Annotated in this window: 16 protein-coding genes and 2 pseudogenes; 12 read left to right on the forward strand and 6 right to left on the reverse strand. The window is 67.9% G+C overall.

What is annotated here, in order from left to right:
• The coding region (locus ABZ027_RS41785; RefSeq protein WP_356778126.1) for an ATP-binding protein at positions 1 to 331 on the reverse strand (331 nt) is incomplete at its 3' end.
• Positions 332 to 671: 340 nt separating this feature from the next.
• On the opposite strand from ABZ027_RS41785, the gene ABZ027_RS41790 reads away from it, so the two are divergent.
• The 10 genes from ABZ027_RS41790 to ABZ027_RS41835 all read left to right on the forward strand — a co-directional run bounded on the left by ABZ027_RS41790 (position 672) and on the right by ABZ027_RS41835 (position 9,732).
• Positions 672 to 965: a zinc-binding dehydrogenase gene (locus ABZ027_RS41790; RefSeq protein ID WP_356778098.1), complete on the forward strand. Its 294-nt coding sequence runs from the start codon at positions 672 to 674 to the stop codon at positions 963 to 965.
• Between the two features lie 29 nt (positions 966 to 994).
• Positions 995 to 1,162: a zinc-binding dehydrogenase gene (locus ABZ027_RS41795; RefSeq protein WP_356778100.1), complete on the forward strand. Its 168-nt coding sequence runs from the start codon at positions 995 to 997 to the stop codon at positions 1,160 to 1,162.
• Positions 1,159 to 2,262, forward strand: coding sequence for an enoyl-CoA hydratase/isomerase family protein (locus ABZ027_RS41800; RefSeq protein WP_356778102.1), 1,104 nt, complete (start codon positions 1,159 to 1,161; stop codon positions 2,260 to 2,262). The genes ABZ027_RS41795 and ABZ027_RS41800 overlap by 4 nt, the downstream gene beginning before the upstream one ends.
• 369 nt (positions 2,263 to 2,631) lie before the next feature.
• On the forward strand, positions 2,632 to 3,462 hold the full coding sequence (locus ABZ027_RS41805; protein WP_356778104.1) for an enoyl-CoA hydratase/isomerase family protein: 831 nt from the start codon (positions 2,632 to 2,634) through the stop codon (positions 3,460 to 3,462).
• Between the two features lie 383 nt (positions 3,463 to 3,845).
• A complete protein-coding gene (locus ABZ027_RS41810) occupies positions 3,846 to 4,862 on the forward strand; it encodes an NADP-dependent oxidoreductase (RefSeq protein WP_356778106.1) in 1,017 nt (338 codons plus the stop codon).
• A 255-nt stretch (positions 4,863 to 5,117) separates the two neighbouring features.
• A complete protein-coding gene (locus ABZ027_RS41815; protein WP_356778108.1) occupies positions 5,118 to 5,816 on the forward strand; it encodes an SDR family oxidoreductase in 699 nt (232 codons plus the stop codon).
• A gap of 142 nt (positions 5,817 to 5,958) precedes the next feature.
• Positions 5,959 to 7,410: a DHA2 family efflux MFS transporter permease subunit gene (locus ABZ027_RS41820; protein ID WP_356778110.1), complete on the forward strand. Its 1,452-nt coding sequence runs from the start codon at positions 5,959 to 5,961 to the stop codon at positions 7,408 to 7,410.
• 494 nt (positions 7,411 to 7,904) lie between these two features.
• Entirely contained in the window at positions 7,905 to 8,723 is an 819-nt protein-coding gene (locus tag ABZ027_RS41825) for an oxidoreductase (protein ID WP_356778112.1), read from the forward strand.
• Between the two features lie 153 nt (positions 8,724 to 8,876).
• Positions 8,877 to 9,086: a hypothetical protein gene (locus tag ABZ027_RS41830; protein WP_356778114.1), complete on the forward strand. Its 210-nt coding sequence runs from the start codon at positions 8,877 to 8,879 to the stop codon at positions 9,084 to 9,086.
• Between the two features lie 295 nt (positions 9,087 to 9,381).
• Positions 9,382 to 9,732 carry a DoxX family protein gene (locus ABZ027_RS41835; protein ID WP_356778116.1) on the forward strand — a complete coding sequence of 117 codons (351 nt, stop codon included), beginning with the start codon at positions 9,382 to 9,384 and terminating at the stop codon, positions 9,730 to 9,732.
• A 40-nt stretch (positions 9,733 to 9,772) separates the two neighbouring features.
• On the opposite strand, the pseudogene ABZ027_RS41840 reads toward ABZ027_RS41835, so the two are convergent.
• Positions 9,773 to 10,254, reverse strand: a pseudogene (locus ABZ027_RS41840) (hypothetical protein); the annotation flags it as partial.
• Between the two features lie 126 nt (positions 10,255 to 10,380).
• On the opposite strand from ABZ027_RS41840, the pseudogene ABZ027_RS41845 reads away from it, so the two are divergent.
• Positions 10,381 to 10,464 (forward strand): annotated as a pseudogene (locus ABZ027_RS41845) (SAM-dependent methyltransferase); the annotation flags it as partial.
• A 135-nt stretch (positions 10,465 to 10,599) separates the two neighbouring features.
• Here the strand turns inward: ABZ027_RS41845 and ABZ027_RS41850 are convergent.
• The gene (locus ABZ027_RS41850; protein ID WP_356778118.1) at positions 10,600 to 11,559 is read right to left on the reverse strand and encodes a helix-turn-helix domain-containing protein; all 960 of its coding nucleotides are present in this window, start codon (positions 11,557 to 11,559) and stop codon (positions 10,600 to 10,602) included.
• A 195-nt stretch (positions 11,560 to 11,754) separates the two neighbouring features.
• Here ABZ027_RS41850 and ABZ027_RS41855 point away from each other — a divergent pair, with 195 nt between their 5' ends.
• Positions 11,755 to 12,702 (forward strand): NADP-dependent oxidoreductase, encoded by a 948-nt coding sequence (locus tag ABZ027_RS41855; protein ID WP_356778128.1) that lies wholly within the window; start codon positions 11,755 to 11,757, stop codon positions 12,700 to 12,702.
• Positions 12,703 to 12,726: 24 nt separating this feature from the next.
• Here ABZ027_RS41855 and ABZ027_RS41860 read toward each other — a convergent pair whose 3' ends face one another.
• The 3 genes from ABZ027_RS41860 to ABZ027_RS41870 all read right to left on the reverse strand — a co-directional run bounded on the left by ABZ027_RS41860 (position 12,727) and on the right by ABZ027_RS41870 (position 16,087).
• Positions 12,727 to 13,359: a hypothetical protein gene (locus ABZ027_RS41860; RefSeq protein ID WP_356778120.1), complete on the reverse strand. Its 633-nt coding sequence runs from the start codon at positions 13,357 to 13,359 to the stop codon at positions 12,727 to 12,729.
• Positions 13,360 to 13,437: 78 nt separating this feature from the next.
• Positions 13,438 to 14,307, reverse strand: coding sequence for an alpha/beta hydrolase (locus ABZ027_RS41865; RefSeq protein WP_356778122.1), 870 nt, complete (start codon positions 14,305 to 14,307; stop codon positions 13,438 to 13,440).
• Positions 14,308 to 15,166: 859 nt separating this feature from the next.
• Entirely contained in the window at positions 15,167 to 16,087 is a 921-nt protein-coding gene (locus ABZ027_RS41870) for an alpha/beta hydrolase (protein WP_356778124.1), read from the reverse strand.
• Positions 16,088 to 16,300: the final 213 nt, after the last annotated feature.

The following is a 16,300-nucleotide window of genomic DNA, read 5'->3' on the forward strand; positions in this document are numbered from 1 at the left end:
CGCGGATCGTGCGGCGGATGACCGACTCGCCGGCTTGCGGAGCGAGGGCACGGGCGAGGAGCCGGGCGTCGTCGTCGCCCAGTTCCCTGACCTCCATCGCCGGCAGTTTCTCCCAGGGGCCCTCGACGGGGTCGTCGTGTCCGGTGAGGAGCATGACCACGGGCTCGTTGCGCAGTCGGCGCGCGGCGAAGGTCAGGCACTGCGCGGGTTCGAGCAGGGCGGTCTTACCGATGCCGGAGTCGCCCCACAGCATCAGGGCTGCCCTGTCGCCCTGACAGGCACCGTCAAGGATCCGGTCAAGGGCGCCCTGCTCCTGGCGCCGTCCGTACAGGTCCCTTCGCTTGCAAGCCTCATGGCTGCTGCCGCCGGAGCGCTCGTGCTACCTGCGTTCCGAACTTCGCCATCCCCGTGACCGATCCGATGACAGATTCGATGACAGATCCGCTTGCAGCTCGCTGTCCGTAGCGTCGGGCGTGGTCAGCGCACTCGCGCGCGCACCGCGGAAGACGACATGTCCACCGCGATCATCGAAACCGGAAGCAAGGACAGGACGTTGGCGGATCTGGTGGTGCGGGCGTCAAAAGCACCGCTCTTCAGCATCACATATCTCCGCGATCGGTCCAGGGCCTCGTACCATCGCCATCCAGCCGGCGAAGCATCTCGGTGCGAGCGTGGCCACGACCGCGAGCGCGACGAAGACCGACCTGAAGAACCTCGGCGCGGACGTCGTCATCGGCTACCAGAAGCAGGCGTACGAGACGGTCCTGCACGACTACGACGTCGTCATCGACACGGTCGGGGGCGAAACCCTCGACAAGTCACTGCGGGTGCTGAAGCCGGGCGTGAACGTCATCAGCATCACCGGGCCACCCGGCCCCACCTTCGCCCGGAAGATCGGCGCCATTCCCGTCGTCCGGCCGGCCATGGCCGCCCTGAGCTACTGGATCCGCCGACGTGCCCGGTGACACCAGGTGACGTACTGTCGTACCTGTTCATGAAGGCCAGCGGCGACCAGCTCCGCGAACTCGCCACCCTCGTCGACGCCGAGATCATCCGGCCGGTCGTGGACTCCGTTTTCGACGTCGGCCAGACCCATGAAGCCATGGCCCACCTCGAGCAAGGACGCACCAAGGCCGGCAAGGTCGTCATCCGCGTGACATGACCGCGCCCGACCTGTCGCCCCCGTCGCCGGGTCGGCACGCCCCCTGCGCACAGAATGCGTCGCCGTCTCAGGTGGAGCGCGACCCGCGCGAGCGCCGGAAACCATCGACCACAGCCAACTCACCGGAGGACCACATGGACACATCGAGAAGCAGCTCGCAGCCAGCAGGACACATTGCCGTCGAGGGCGACGCCGGGGTGCTTGTCGCTCGTATCGACGGAGGCCCGCATGCGTTGTTCGATCCCGAGATCGCCAAGCAGCTGAAAGAGTTGGTCGATCGTGCGGACCGCGATCCGGACATCCGAGCGGTCGTCTTCACCGGTACGCATCCTGACCGCTTCCTGAGTCATTCTGATGTGCGCTGGCTACAAGAAGGCGGCACTGGATTCCCGCCGATCAACACGCGCCTCGCCAAGCTCGTAGCGCGCACGGCGAGGCTCATCAACAGAGTGCCGGTTGTCAGAACGCTCGCGGGGATGACCCGGCTCAAGACACTTCTGCAGCTCGACAGCTTTCATGCCACCTTCCTGAAGATGAATGCAAGCGGCACCATCTTCGTTGCGGCACTCAACGGTTCGGCACTTGCCGTCGGCTCGGAACTGGCATTTGCCTGTGATCTGCGCATCATGGCAGACGGGGAGTATGTCATCGGCCTGACAGAAGTCCTGCTCGCACTGACACCGGGTGGCGGCGGCTCTCAGCGACTGCCTCGTCTGATCGGTACTCAGCAGACGTTGCTCGCCGTTCTCGAGGGCAGGCCGTTCACGCCTGCAGAGGCTCTCTCGCTCGGTGCGGTCGACGAAGTGGTGCCAAAGGAAAAGGTCCTCGCACGGTCGATCGAGCGCGCAGAGTATCTGAGCCTACGCTCGAAGAAATCTCTCGGAGCCATCAAGCGATCCATCTACTTCGGCAGCTCCCTGTCACTCGAGGACGGCTTGCAGTTCGAGCACGCCGAGTTCCTGGTCAGAGATCAATCGAAGGAAGCTCAGAGGCGGATGCTTGAATACATCGCCACCACGGACGCCACTGGCGAGCTTCCACTGTTGAATCGTGAGACGTACGCGCGAGCACTCGGCGCCGGGCGATTCGGAAGTAGCTGAAGCGAGTAGATCGGGTCGATGTGGTGACCTCGTCTTGGTACCGAGCGCCCCGTTCAAGGACTGGGCCTGCGGCCACAGCAATTCGTGCAGCGCGGCGAAGGCCGGCTCCATCTCCGGCTCCGGACGAGTACCACGACATCTCAGGATGGTGAAGTCAGCCACGGCGGATCCGGCCACGCGTATGAGCTAAGCGTTTTGCCGAACATATCTCCGCGACCGGTCCATGACCTCCGTGAACGAGCAGACGTCGACCTTCGATCAGCGCTGAGCCCGCCGCGAGTACGCAGCGTCCGGTCAGCCTGGTGACCGCTTTTGAGCCCCCTCTGCCGCCCATACCACTGACCGCCCGCTACGAAACGGAGCCCTCCCATGAGTCAGCCCAGCACGATCCGCCTCGAGCGCACCACCCCCCAGACCGCCAGGATCACGTTCGCGAATCCTCCTGTGAACCTCATGGTTCCCGAGGCCGTGGTGAGGCTGCACGAAATCGTCTGCGGGTTCGACGAGGACCCGGACATTCAGGTCGTCGTCTTCTCCAGTGAAGTCCCCGACTACTTCATCAACCACTTCGACGGCGCCGCGACGGGCGACCTGCCCGTACCCCAGCACGAGGACGACCCGCCGGTCTGGACCGACATGGTCCTGCGGTTGAGCAAGGCTTCGTACGTCAGCATCGCGGCCATCCGTGGTCGCACCCGTGGCGCCGGCAACGAGCTGGCCCTCGCCTGCGACCTGCGGTACGCCAGTCGCGAGAAGGCGGTCTTCGGCCAGCCCGAGGTCGGCATCGGGATCGTCCCCGGCGGAGGCGGAACCGAGCGACTCCCCCGATCCATCGGCCGCGACCGGGCGCTCGAGGCCATTCTCAGCAGCGTCGACTACGACGCCGACGTGGCCGAGCGCTGGGGGTGGGTCACAAGAGCCCTGCCCGACGCGGAACTCGACGCCTTCGTCGACGCGACGGTCGCCCGCCTCGCCTCCTTCGACCGGCAGGCACTGACGACAGCGAAGTCGATGGTCAACCGAGCGACGCTGCCGCCGGACGCCGACCTGATCGCCAGCTACGGCGGGTTCGTGGACTCGCTGACAAACCCGGGATTCCCGGCTCGTGCTGTGGCGCTCGGCACGCTGATCGCCGACAAGGGTCTCGATGTCGAATACCACTTGGGTGAGTACGTCGGCCTGGCCAACCAGACCTCCTGATCGTTTCACGCCACGGGAGAGTCTGCCGCGATGCTCGACGAGGCCAACTCAACCCGCGGCGTTCTGCCACATCGGCAGATTCCATTGCTGGTCAGGCACGCGTCGCGGCGGAGTCCGGCCACATGGAATCTCTGGTCGATTGGGACTGTGACCTGCGCAGTGTCGGCAACGGTTGATCGTTTCACCCGTTTGCTGAGACGCAGGGTGCGGTAGCGCCTGCGGCGACACCGACCTTCGGGCGGGTGCACGGAATTCCCGAACTCGCCGGCTACGGCGTCTTCCGGACGCCCAACTCACCATCGGTCCCCTACAGGGAGACCTTTCTGTTCAGTAGCCAGACCTTTGGCCGATCCGAACCGCCCCGCTGAAGGGACTCGATCAACATGTCCGAGCAGACCCTGCCCACCACCGCCCTCGCCTGGTATCTGGACACCCGCCCGGCGGGCCGGCCGACCGCTTCCCACTTCTCGCTGCGCGAGGTGGGCCTCCCCACGCCCGGCGCCGGGCAGCTCCTGATCGCCAACGAATACCTCTCGGTCGACCCCTACATGCGTGGCCGGATGAGCGACAAGAAGTCCTACATCGAGCCCTACGACGTGGACGCGCCGATGGACGGCCCGGCGGTCGGCCGTGTCCTGGTGTCCAACGCGCAGGGTTTCGCTCCCGGTGACTTTGTGGTGCACGTCCTCGGCTGGCGCGACTACGCGGTCCTCGACGCGGCGGGCGCTCAGAAGGTGGACCCGAATCTCGCACCGCTTCCCGCTTACCTGGGCGTGCTCGGTGTTCCCGGCCTCACCGCGTACATAGGACTGGAGCGGTTCGCGAAGATCAAGGAGGGTGACACGGTCTTCGTCTCCGGTGCGGCAGGCGCCGTCGGCACCCAGGCCGGCCAGATCGCCAAGCTGAAGGGCGCAGGACGGGTGATCGGCAGCGCGGGCTCGGACGAGAAGGTCAAGCTGCTCGTCGAGGAGTACGGCTACGACGCGGCGTTCAACTACAAGAACGGGCCGGTCGCCGAGCAGCTGGCCAAGGCGGCCCCGGAGGGCATCGACGTCTTCTTCGACAACGTCGGCGGTGAGCACCTGGAGGCGGCGATCGGCGCCCTCAAGCTGCACGCACGGATCGTCCTGTGCGGGATGGTCTCCCAGTACAACGACGAGAAGGTCGTCGGCCCGCGCAACCTGTGGAACCTGTCCGTGACGCGTTCGGACATCCTGGCGTTCATGGTCAGCGAAGAGCTGGACCTCCAGCCGGACTTCGTCCGCGAGGTCGGCGGGTGGCTCGCCGAGGGCAGGCTCCGCTACCGCGAAACCATGCGGGACGGCCTGGAGAACACCCTGGACGCCTTCCTCGCCATGATGCGGGGCGAGAACATCGGAAAGATGATCGTCAAGCTCTGAGTCCACCTCCGTCGCGCCCTGACGAGGAACCTGCCGTGCGCGCGGCGGGGCCCTCGCGCGTCGGTCGCACCGCAAGCCCGAAACCCCCTGGCGTCGCAGGGATCCCGACCTCGACGGCATCACAGAAGCATGGATCGGTTGCGATCACCGACTCACCCCGCTTAGTATTATGGTTATAATTTAATGAGCTGGCCCTCTTGGCCACTCCATTGGTGCTCTGAACTTCACTCCTCTCCACTTCATCAGGAACTCTCCATGGACCTCTCCACGAGCACCGCCCTCGTCACCGGAGCCAACCGGGGCTTCGGCCGAGCCCTCGCCGCCGAACTCCTCGCCCGCGGCGCCACCGTCTACGCCGGCGCCCGTAACCCCGACCAGGTCGACCTGCCCGGCGCCAGGCCGATCGCACTCGACATCACCGACGCCGCCTCCATCGCGGCCGCCGCCAAAGCCACCGGCAACGTGACCATCCTGGTCAACAACGCCGGATCCTCCACCGGCGCCGACCTGCTCAACGCCGACCTGGACGACGTCCGCCTCGAGATGGACACCCACTACTTCGGCACCCTCTCCGTGGTCCGCGCCTTCGCGCCCCAGATCGCGGCGGGCGGCGGCGGGGCGATCCTGAACGTCCTGTCCGGCCTCTCCTGGGTCAGCTTCCCGGAATTCGGTGCCTACTGCGCCGCCAAGTCCGCGGAGTGGTCGCTCACCAACGCCCTGCGCCTGCAACTCGCCGACCAGCACATCCGCGTCGCCGGACTCCACGTCGGCTACATGGACACCGACATGGTCCGCACCGTCGACGCGGCCAAGTCCGACCCGGTCGACATCGCGCGGATCGCCGTCGACGGCATCGCCGCCGGCGCCTACGAGATCGTCGCGGACAACGGCTCCCGCCAGGCACAGGCCGCCCTGGCCGGAGGCGTCTCCGCGCTCTACCCCCAGCTCCCCTGAGAAGCGGCCGCCCAGAAATCCGCACCGCGCCGAGCCCGCTCGATGCCGATACCCGCTGTCGCACGCCATGCCGTCACCCGCGGCCTCCACGTCCATTGATCCGTCAACCAAGTACGTCTTTCCAGGGAATGCAGGGAACGCCATGAAACAGCAACGCAAACAGCGGGTCCGGGGCGGCAGCGCCTTCTGGGCGGTGGCCATCACCAGCGCGGCCGGGTTCATCACCGCGCTCGACAACCTGATCGTCACCACCGCCCTCCCCTCCATCCGCGAGGACCTCGGCGGCGGTCTGGAGGACCTCGAATGGACGGTGAGCGCCTACACCCTCACCTTCGCGGTCCTGCTCATGTTCGGCGCTTCGCTGGGTGATCGCTTCGGCCGCCGGAGGCTGTTCGCCATCGGGCTCGGGATCTTCACCACTGCCTCGGCCGCGGCCGCCCTCGCACCGGGGATGGGTGAACTGATCGCCGCACGTGCGGCGCAGGGCGTCGGGTCGGCGATCGTGACGCCGCTGACGCTCACCCTGCTGTCGGCCGCCGTTCCCGCCGAGCGGCGCGGCGCCGCCCTGGGCGTCTGGGGTGCGGCCAGCGGCATCGCCGTGGCCACCGGTCCGCTCATCGGCGGCGCACTGACCGAGAACCTCTCCTGGCAGTGGATCTTCTGGGTGAACGTCCCCCTCGGTCTGGCGCTGATCCCGCTCGCCGTGCTGCGGCTGGACGAGAGCCGCGGCCCGAACCCGACCCTCGACCTCGTGGGCACGATTCTGGCCAGCGGCGGTCTGTTCGGCATCGTCTACGCCCTGGTGCGCGGCAACACCGACGGCTGGACCAGCACCACGGTGCTGGGCGGCTTCTTCGCGGGTACGGCACTGCTGGTCGGCTTCGTCTTCTACGAACTGCGCGCCAAGCATCCGATGCTGCCGATGCGTCTCTTCCGTCACCGCTCCTTCAGCGCCATCAACGCCGCCAGCCTGCTGATGTTGTTGGGCATGTTCGGGTCGATCTTCCTGCTCAGTCAGTACCTGCAGACCGTCGGCGGCTACTCGCCGATGCAAGCCGGCGTGCGGATGCTGCCCTGGACCGCCATGCCCATGATCGCCGGGCCGCTGGCCGGGGCACTGTCCGACCGCATCGGCGGCGCACCCGTCGTCACGGCGGGCATGACCCTGAACGCCGTCGGCCTCGGACTGTGGGCCATCACAGTCGAGCCCCACGAGACCTACACCCACATGCTGCCCGCACTGATCGTCTGCGGCATCGGCCTGGGCATGTTCTTCGCCCCCAGCGCGAACCTCGTCCTGAGCACGGTCCGCCCGGAGGAGCAGGGCATCGCCTCCGGCGCCAACAACGCCATCCGTGAGGTCGGCGGCGCCATCGGCGTGGCGACGCTGGCCGCGGTCTTCTCCGCCCAGGGCGGCTACGGATCCGCCTCCCTGTTCGTGGACGGACTGATCCCCGCCCTCTGGGTCGGAGCCGGCGCCGTCGCCCTGGCAGCGGCCGTGGCGCTGCTCATGCCCCGGCAGCGCAAGGCCGACGGCCAGGCTGCCGGCCTCGCCGCAGGGAACGCTCCGGCGGGCGCCCCGGTCGCGACCTGAAGCCCGGGCCGAGGGGCGGCCCAGCCGGTTACGGCGGGGCCGCCCCTCAGCCCTGCAGGTGCGTTCGCCATGCGGGGTCATCACACCGTGGTCGAGGCCCCTCGCACAGCGCACCTTTCGGGTCGGCGCTCGATCGGCCAAGTGGCAGTGCTTCCCTCACCGCGGGGGTCACCGGTTCGTCTTGCCGACCAGGAAAGGCCGCAGATCCGCCAACAGTGCCTCCGGTTACTCCTCCCAGATGAAGTGGCCGCACTCCGGGATCTCGGCACCGGTGACGTCATCCGCAGCTGAGCCCAAGTGGGACGGCTACCGGGCACTCGCGGGCCGATGGACGCGTGCTGATCCGCTCCCACGCCGGCGGCGACCTGACCGGGGCCTTTCCCGAGATCCTTCTCGAACCGCCGGACGCGACCACTTGCCATCGACCGAGGACCACCGTATGGTCGTACGAACGTAAGACATACGGGCGTAATTCAAAACTGAGGGAGCTTGTGATGGCGACAACAACTCGGCCGGTGGCACTCGTGACAGGTGCGTCCACCGGTATCGGAAAGGCGGCCGCCCTCGCGCTCGTCGCAGCGGGTTTCGAGACGGTGGGAACGAGCCGGAAGACGTCGGCAGCCGACCGTCGCGACGGCGTGACGTTCCTCGCCCTCGATGTGGGCAGTGACGATTCGGTCGCTGCCGCGGTCGAGCAGGTGATCGAGCGGTTCGGGCGGATCGACGTCCTGGTCAACAACGCGGGCATCGGCTCCTCGGGCGCGTGGGAGGAAAACTCTCTCGCGCAGGCCCAGCGTCTCTTCAACATCAACGTCTTCGGTGTGATGCGCATGACCAGGGCCGTCCTCCCGCACATGCGCGCCCGGGGAAGCGGGCGCATCATCAACATCTCGTCCGTCCTCGGGTTCCTCCCCGCGCCCTACATGGCCAACTACTCGGCGTCCAAGCACGCGCTCGAGGGGTACACCGAGTCCCTGGACCACGAGATCCGCGAACACGGGGTCCGGGCACTCATCGTCCAGCCGGGCGGTACCAAATCCTCATTCGAGGCGAACACCGTCGCACCCGACATGCCCATGCAGATCTATGCGGAGCAGCGGCGTATCGCCGACCAGGTGGCGTTGGCGGTCAACGAGGACGGTGACGACCCCGCCATCGTCGCGAAGGCGATCGTCGCGGCCGCCACCGACTCCAAGCCGCAGGTGCGCTACACCGCCGGCCGGCAAGCCCGGCTCGTCAGCGCGGCGCACCGCATCCTCCCCGCCGGGGTCTTCGACGGACAGATCCGCAAGAGCAACAAGCTCCCCGGCTGAGATCTGCAGACAGTGACCGCTCCGATATCGGTGCAGGCTCCGGACTGCCCCGAGGTGGGTGGAGCCGAGTAGCCGTGGACGCCACCAGGAGACGCGTGGTCGGGCACTGAGCGGCTTCGGGCACATGGCGGCGGACGAGCGGATCGGCGCCCTGTGTCCGGTGCTCGCGAAGAACAGTGGGCGCGCTCCGCGTGGACGCCCTTCGCCACCACCGGCACCCTCGGCCGGCCCGAGTACGACACCGAACAGCGCCCCACCCAGCTCATCGACACCGAACCCCGCGTTGCGCCCTACCCGGCCGAAACCACCCGCCGCATCTGGGCGGACCACACCTTCAACGCCCTCCCGCTACGCCAGGCCTGAGTATCCGCCGACGCGAGAGCGAGGCCTGGCCGGCTCCGCCCTTCAGCCGACGGCTCTCCGCCAGGGTTCCGGCACGGGGCCCTTCGCCTTGCCGATGAAACCGCCACCATCACAACGCCCGTTTCTGAACCGGTGGGAACGGCAGCGGCCGTTCCCACTCGGCATCAACAAGATCACCTCGCCCACACCCACAACAGTGCCCGGGACACGAGGCAGTCGCATGACCGCGGCTCATCGCTTGCCGCCCCCGTATTCCCGGACCGATCGACGGTCCCTTCTTCCTCCGGAGTTCTCCGTGTTCATCGCCTATGTCGTCCTCGCTGTCGTGGTGTCCCTGGTGCTGGTCTTCTCGTCCGTTCCCGACTTCACCGGCGATCCGAAGGTCACAGACGGGCTCAAGGCGCTCGGGGTGCCCGACAGCTGGTTCTTGCCGCTCGGCCTGGTCAAGATCGCGGGCGCTCTGGGGCTGCTCGCCGGCATCGCCTTCCGACCGTTGGGCATCGCGGCGGCGATCGGCGTCGTCCTGTACTTCCTGGGCGCCGTGATCACGCACCTCCGTGGAGGCGACAAGAAGGGAGTCGGCATCCCGGCCGCCATCATGCTCGTTGCCGTGGCACCGCTGGTGCTGGGGTTCGCGACGGTCTGATCATGCTCCACGATCGCGAATCAGACCAGCTCAAGACAATGAGGTCGTCGGTCAGCGGGCGGAACAGCCATGCGCGGTGGACCGAGGCGGGCCGGTGGTGAGGATGCCGAACGGCTCATCGCGTACCTCCCAGCCGTGGGGGGCAATACACCACTCCGTGGCCCCATTGCTCGGCGAGGCCCGGGCCCCGCGGGCAGCACGTCACGCAGGCGGGTGGCCACCAGCACCCGGCGCGCCGTCACCGTGCGGCCATCCATCAGGCTGACGGTGAACCGCAGAATCGGGCAGGAACAGGACCTTCTCGCCGTGCTCGAAGGCCCACTCCAGGGCCCGTCCGAGGGGGACGGGGCGGCCGGTTCGGCCGAGGCCACCTCTCCTCATGCGATCTGGCCGCCGTACTGACGTACCCGCTGCCGTCCCCGCTGGAGGATCTCGACCAGCGGCGCCGCCGCCGACCATCACCACTTTCACCGTCTCAGCGGGCAGTCCGTCGCTCTCGTAGCGGGCAGTCTGCGCAGAGATAGCGCGCCTTTCGTCGTGCGTGGCCCTCGTTCCGGACCACCTGTACCAAAGGTTGAGGAGGCCTTGCAGTAAAGGCATACGACGTTGCCCTGACGCAAGAAGACGGATGCGCAAACGGATCCGCGGACCGCCTGGCTGCCACTGAAGGCTGACGCGCGCCAGATCGTGGATCTGGGCTGTGGCACGGGGGCGGGCACCTTCGCACGCCTCCTCAGGGGCTCGGCGGTCTGCCTCCGTTGGCCCTGCCAGTCGTCCGGCGCAGTCGACTCATGTCAAGGGCTGCAGCTGACCGGTGAGGCGGACTGCGGCGGCATCTGCACCAGGAGCCGCAGAGGGAAGAACAGCTCAGTGGGTGGGGGACAGGGCGCCGCGGAAGGTGCGCCGGTAGGCGAGCGGTGAGACGCCGATGAGGGCATGCAGGTGTTCGCGCAGCGATGTGCCGCCGGCGAAGCCGACCTGGCCGGCGATGTCGTCGACCGCCAGGTCGGTGGTTTCCAGGAGGTGCCGTGCCCGGTCGACGCGCTGCTGGATCAGCCAGCGTCCCGGGCTCATGCCCACCTCTTCGGTGAAGCGGCGGGCGAAGGTGCGCAGACTCATGTGGGAGTGCGCGGCGAGGTCCATCAAGGTCATGGGCTCGTGGAGGTTCTCCAGGGCCCACTGGCGGGCGGTGGCCGTTCCGCTGGCCGTGGCCTCGGGCACCGGGTGCTGGATGTACTGTGCCTGTCCTCCCTCGCGCCACGGGGGGACGACGCACCTGCGGGCCACCTGGTTGGCGACTTCGCTGCCGTGGTCCTTGCGGATGATGTGCAGGCAGACGTCGAGTCCGGAGGCGGCACCAGCCGAGGTCAGCACATCTCCGTCGTCGATGAAAAGGACGTCGGGATCGAGTGCGACGTGTGGGAAGCGTGCGCGGAAGAGGTCGGCGACCATCCAGTGGGTGGTGGCCGGCCGGCCGTCGAGGAGGCCGGCGGCGGCCAGGACGAAGGCGCCGGTGCAGATCGATACGAGGCGGGCGCCTGGTGCCACGGAGGCGAGCGCCTGGACCATGGCGTGCGGCACTTCCGCCGTGACGTCGGTGGCGGTGAAGGGCGGGATGACGACGGTGTCGGCGGTGCGCAGCGCCTCGGGGCCGTGCTCGACGGTGATCGAGAAGTCGGAGTTGGTGCGTACCGGTAGGCCGTCGACGCTGCAGGTGAGCACCTCGTAGCGGCCGTCCGCGGCCTCGAAGACCCGGCTGGGAATACCCAGTTCGAAGGGGTAAACGCCGTCCACGGCCAGGACGACGACTCGGTGAAGGGAGGCCATGGCGTGATCCCGTCGAAAGTGGTAATTCATGCCAGGCTACCGGACCCGCACCCCTGCCGCCGCGATCACGGCCGACGTGATGAATCGACGAACGTAGGCCATGGCGCGATCCCGTTGAAAGTTGGCATTCATGCCGTGGCGCCGGGGGTGGCAGGCCGCGACGCTGGACGGATGACGAACTCCGATACCCCCACCATGCGCGCCATCCGGCAGGACTCCCACGGCTCCCCCGAGGTACTCAAGGAGGTCGAACTTCCCCGGCCCGAGCCAGGGTTGAGTGAGATCCTGATCGCCGTCCGCGCGGCCGGCGTCAACCCGACCGACTGGTGGAACCGGGCCCAGCCCATGAGCGTCAACGGCCTGCCCCTCATCCTGGGCTGGGACGTCTCCGGAGTGGTCGAGTCCGTCGGCACCGGCGTCACCCTGTTCAAGCCGGGCGACGAGGTCTTCGGCATGCTGCCCTACCCCCACGGGGTCGGCTCCCACGCCGAGTACGTGACCGGCCCGGCCCGCGCCTTCGTCCACAAGCCCGCCGGTATCGACCACGTCCAGGCCGGTGCCCTGCCGCTCGCGGCCCTGACCGCGTACCAGGCACTCGTCGAGACGGCTGATGTCCAGCCCGGGCAACGCGTCTTCATCCACGCGGCCGCCGGCGGGGTCGGCCATCTCGCCGTCCAGATCGCCAAGTCCCGCGGCGCGTACGTCATCGGCACCGCCAGTGCCGCCAAGCACGACTTCCTGCGTTCCCTGGGAGTGGACGAGGCCATCGACTACCACGAGGTCGACTTCACCGAGGCCGTCAAGGACGTCGACGTGGTCCTCGACTCGATCTCGCTGGACGCTTCCGCCCGCGCCCGCTCCCTGGCCGTCCTGCGCCCGGGCGGCACACTCGTCTCGATCCTTCCGGTACCCGTCGACCCCACCGAGCTGGCCGACATCGCCGAGCGGGGCATCCGCTTCGAGTCCCTCCTCGTCGAGGCCGACCGCGCAGGTATGCAGGCCATCGCCAACTTGGTCGAAACCGGCGCCCTGCGTGCCCACATCGACGCCACCTTCCCGCTCGCCGAGGCGGCCAGGGCCCACGCACTGGGCGAGACCGGTCGCACCACCGGCAAGATCGTGCTGACCGTGGAAAACCGTTGACGACGTAGATCGCCGTCCAAGCCCTCAGGACCGTCTCCGACGGAGGCGACACGACCCGTCGTCGTGGATCGGTGAGTTCGCGTTGGACTCAGCGGGGTGCGGGCAACAAGCATGCGCCGCTGTCGGAGCCGACGGCGAGATGCTCCGTCGGGTGGCGCAGCCTGTCCCGAGGGGCTCAGCGCGGGCTCCGACCGTTGAAGCCGCAGGGGTTGGCGGCTGCTCGCTGGGGAGTGTGCACGAGGGTGGTTCAACTCCTCGATGAGGTCGACGCCTTCGTGGGGCGAGCGTGGCCAGCACGGCCTGGGACTCGTCCTCGGTGAATCCGGCCCGCTGGAAGTCCGCCGAGTTGAGTTTGACGCCTACCGCGACGCCGGGCCCGACGCGGCCGCGGATGCGGCGGACGACCTCGAGACCGAAACGCATCCGCCGCTCGAGATCGCCGCCCCAGCCGTCGTCGCGCCGGTTCGACAGCGGTGACAGGAACTGCGAGATGAGATACCCGTGGGCTGCTTGCACCTGTACGCCGTTGAAGCCGGCTGTCTCGCACACGGCCGCGGCCGTGGCGAAGCGCTCGATGATCGCCTCGATCTCGGCCGGTCGCAGTTCGCGCGACGTCGTGGCTCCGGGCAGTTTCGTCGGGATCGGGCTGGGGGCCACTGGCGTGTGTAGCGAACCCCGGTGCAAGTGAGGCGCGGCCGGCGATGTGAGGCCCGCTCCAGCGACATCCGATCAAGATCAGGACCCGAGGAAGCCAAGCGCCCTTGCAACGAAGTCCTCGTGGTACTGGAAGATCCCCCCGTGGCCGGAGTCACGGTAGAGAGGGACAAGTTCGCTGTTGGGTAGACGAGCGGCCAGGTCGATTGTGTTCTGGCTGGGCACCATCCGGTCGTTCTCACCGTGGGCCACGAGGACCGGTTGGCGGATTGACGACAGATTTGACGGCGTCTGGCGGCCCCATCGTCTGACGGCTTTCAATTGGGCGCGGAGTGACGGCGGCGAGACGTTCTCGTCGCGATTGTCCGTGCGCTCCTTCAGTCGTTGCAGGAGGGCGTGCCCGGCCTGCCGGCCGCCTGCGGTGTCGGTGAAGAAGATGGAGAGCAGCGGGTCCTGGCGTGTCAAGGCCCCCTTGATCGTGGCCTGGATGGCCAGCGCCGGGACCTTGTCGATGCCGGGCCCTCCGGCGGGGCCGGTGCCCGCGAGGATGACCTTGCGGACAAGGCGCGGTTCTTCTTCCGCGATGACCTGTGCGATGAAGCCGCCCATCGACAGGCCGAGCAGATCGACCTGGTCGAAGCCGAGGGCACGGATGAACCGCACCGCGTCGCCGGCCATCCCTTCGATCGTGTCCGGCGTGGAGCCGCCCGACCCGCCCACCCCGCGGTTTCCGAAGGTGATCACCCGGCGTCGTGCGGCGAGTCCGTCGACGACGCGCGGATCCCAGTTGTCCAGGTTTCCGCCCATGTGAATCAGGAGGATCAGCGGCACGCCGTCCTCGGGGCCGAGCTGCCGATGGATGAAGTCCACCCCGTCGACGGGTACGGAGCGCGTCGGCGCGAACTTGTTTGACGTTCGTGAGGGGGGTGGGGAGTTTCGCGATGCGCTCATGTCCGGGTCCTTCTGGTAGGTGTGTCAGGCCGGTCTCGTCACCGGATGAAAGGGGTCCCCCACGTCATCAACTGGAGGAGTTGATGACGTTGCTCGCGGCCTGGATCCGGGTGAAGGCCCTCGTGGTTGTTTCCGATGTCTGCACGTGGATTGCGCGTGCTGTTCGTCCCGGGCTTCCCGACGCTGAAAAGTGCTCTGTTTCGGTAGGGCTGCCGACAGGCGGCGGCCCCGGTGACGAGTGCGCGCCAGGCACGTTGGCGTGGCGCTTGTCGCTCACCTCGTAGGCAGCAGTCTCCGGACTGTCCTTACCTCGCGTCATGGGTGTCGGCGTGACCGGCGCTAGTCTTTCGGCATTTAAATTACGTTCGTAATTCTAAGGGGTTGGTCGACGGCCCGCAAGAGGACCCTTCTACGACACCGCCGCCGGCCTCACCGGCCCCGGGACGCCGACCGCGTGGCCGCCAGGAAGGCCGCCCGTGCAATGGTCCGCGCGGCCGCCCGTCCCGTTCAACGTGGACGAGGAGTGGTACGAGGCGGCAGGGATCATGGCTGAGGTGATCCGGCATGCGGGCGAGGCCGCCGGGTTGCCGCCGCTGGAAGGGCGCCAAACTGCCAGGACGACCTTCGGGACTTCATGGGCGGTGCGATTCCCCGCCGGTGGCAGGGCGGCGGGGCGGCCGAACTGACCAGTCCAACAGGCCCGTGGCAGCATGTAGAAGACCTCGTCACCCGGCTTGACCGGGGTGGCTTTGGTGCCGACGGCCTCGACGACTCCGCAGACGTCGTCCGAGTACCACTTGCCGCCCGATCCCGTTGCCGGCGCCGTGAGAAGTCGGTCTGCCTTGATGTTCGGTCGGTCTCACAGTGCGTCCTTCAGCGCTCGTGCCTGCCGGCGCCAGAACTCCCGCGAGATCTCGGCCTTGGGAAACACCAGGTCGAAGCCATGGAAGGCGCCGGGGATGACGTCGAGATCGCAGGGGACGCCGCTGGCATTCAGCCGGCGCGCGTACTCGACGTCTTCGTCGTGGAAGAGATCGAGGGTGCCGACGCCGATCCAGGCCGGGGGAAGGCCGGTGAGATCCTCGCGGCGGGCGGCGGCCGCGTACGGGGAGACGTGGGGGCCCGCGACGGCGTCGCCGAGGTAGGACGACCAGGCGTACCGGTTGCTCTTGGATGTCCAGACGCGCACCTTCAGGGTGTTGAGGTCGGTTCTCGTCGTCGTGCGGTCGTCCAGCATGGGGTAGAGGAGCAGTTGGAACGCCGGGCGGATCTCGGCCCGGTCGTGGGCGAGCAGGGCGAGGGCGGCGGCGAGTCCGCCGCCTGCGCTGGCACCGCCGATCGCGATGCGGTCGATGTCGATGTGCAGGTCGTCCGCTCGCTCGGCCAGCCCGCGCAGCCCGGCGTAGGCGTCCTCGACTGCGGCGGGCGCGGGATGGTCCGGCCCCAGCCGGTAGCGGATCGCGGCGACGGTGATGCCGAGCTCGCGGGCGAAGGCGATGTTCGTACGGTCGTCCTGCTCGGGAGCGCCGAAGATCAGCCCGCCTCCGTGGATCCAGAGCAGGGCCGGAGCCGCTGCCTTCAGGCCGGTCGGCTGGAAGACACGAAGCGAGACGGGCGGTGCGCCCTTGGGCCCGGGCACGACGATCTCCTGAACGGTGACGTCCGGCCCTGGATCGATCGCGCGCCACTTCACTCTCCGCACGACGCGCGACGACAGACGGCCGTAGGACACATTGGGGATGAAGCGACCTCGTTTGAGATCGGGGTGGAAGGCACTCATCGGGTCCTCGTTCTTTCCCCTCATCGAGGGGTGTGGGATCGTCTGGCCACCCGGCGGGTGGCCGGCGCCGAGAGTGACGCGGATGCGGTCGTCGAGGAGCCGCTGACCTTGTTCGACTGGACCAGCTTCTGATCGGTACGCGGATGGCGTCTCAGCTGTGCTGCTCGGCGTCCAGGAGTGCGAGGGCGTTGCGGATGCCCTGTTCGAGGAGTT

Source organism: Streptomyces sp. NPDC006332, assembly GCF_040612855.1.
GTDB lineage: Bacteria > Actinomycetota > Actinomycetes > Streptomycetales > Streptomycetaceae > Streptomyces.

Coding starts and splice junctions, on each gene's coding strand:
- ABZ027_RS41800 (WP_356778102.1), top strand. CDS start 1,159: ATGACCGCGCCCGACCTGTCGCCCCCGTCGCCGGGTCGGCACGCCCCC.
- ABZ027_RS41820 (WP_356778110.1), top strand. CDS start 5,959: ATGAAACAGCAACGCAAACAGCGGGTCCGGGGCGGCAGCGCCTTCTGG.
- ABZ027_RS41870 (WP_356778124.1), bottom strand. CDS start 16,087: ATGAGTGCCTTCCACCCCGATCTCAAACGAGGTCGCTTCATCCCCAAT.
- ABZ027_RS41855 (WP_356778128.1), top strand. CDS start 11,755: ATGCGCGCCATCCGGCAGGACTCCCACGGCTCCCCCGAGGTACTCAAG.
- ABZ027_RS41805 (WP_356778104.1), top strand. CDS start 2,632: ATGAGTCAGCCCAGCACGATCCGCCTCGAGCGCACCACCCCCCAGACC.
- ABZ027_RS41825 (WP_356778112.1), top strand. CDS start 7,905: ATGGCGACAACAACTCGGCCGGTGGCACTCGTGACAGGTGCGTCCACC.
- ABZ027_RS41810 (WP_356778106.1), top strand. CDS start 3,846: ATGTCCGAGCAGACCCTGCCCACCACCGCCCTCGCCTGGTATCTGGAC.
- ABZ027_RS41795 (WP_356778100.1), top strand. CDS start 995: ATGAAGGCCAGCGGCGACCAGCTCCGCGAACTCGCCACCCTCGTCGAC.
- ABZ027_RS41850 (WP_356778118.1), bottom strand. CDS start 11,559: ATGGCCTCCCTTCACCGAGTCGTCGTCCTGGCCGTGGACGGCGTTTAC.
- ABZ027_RS41815 (WP_356778108.1), top strand. CDS start 5,118: ATGGACCTCTCCACGAGCACCGCCCTCGTCACCGGAGCCAACCGGGGC.
- ABZ027_RS41865 (WP_356778122.1), bottom strand. CDS start 14,307: ATGAGCGCATCGCGAAACTCCCCACCCCCCTCACGAACGTCAAACAAG.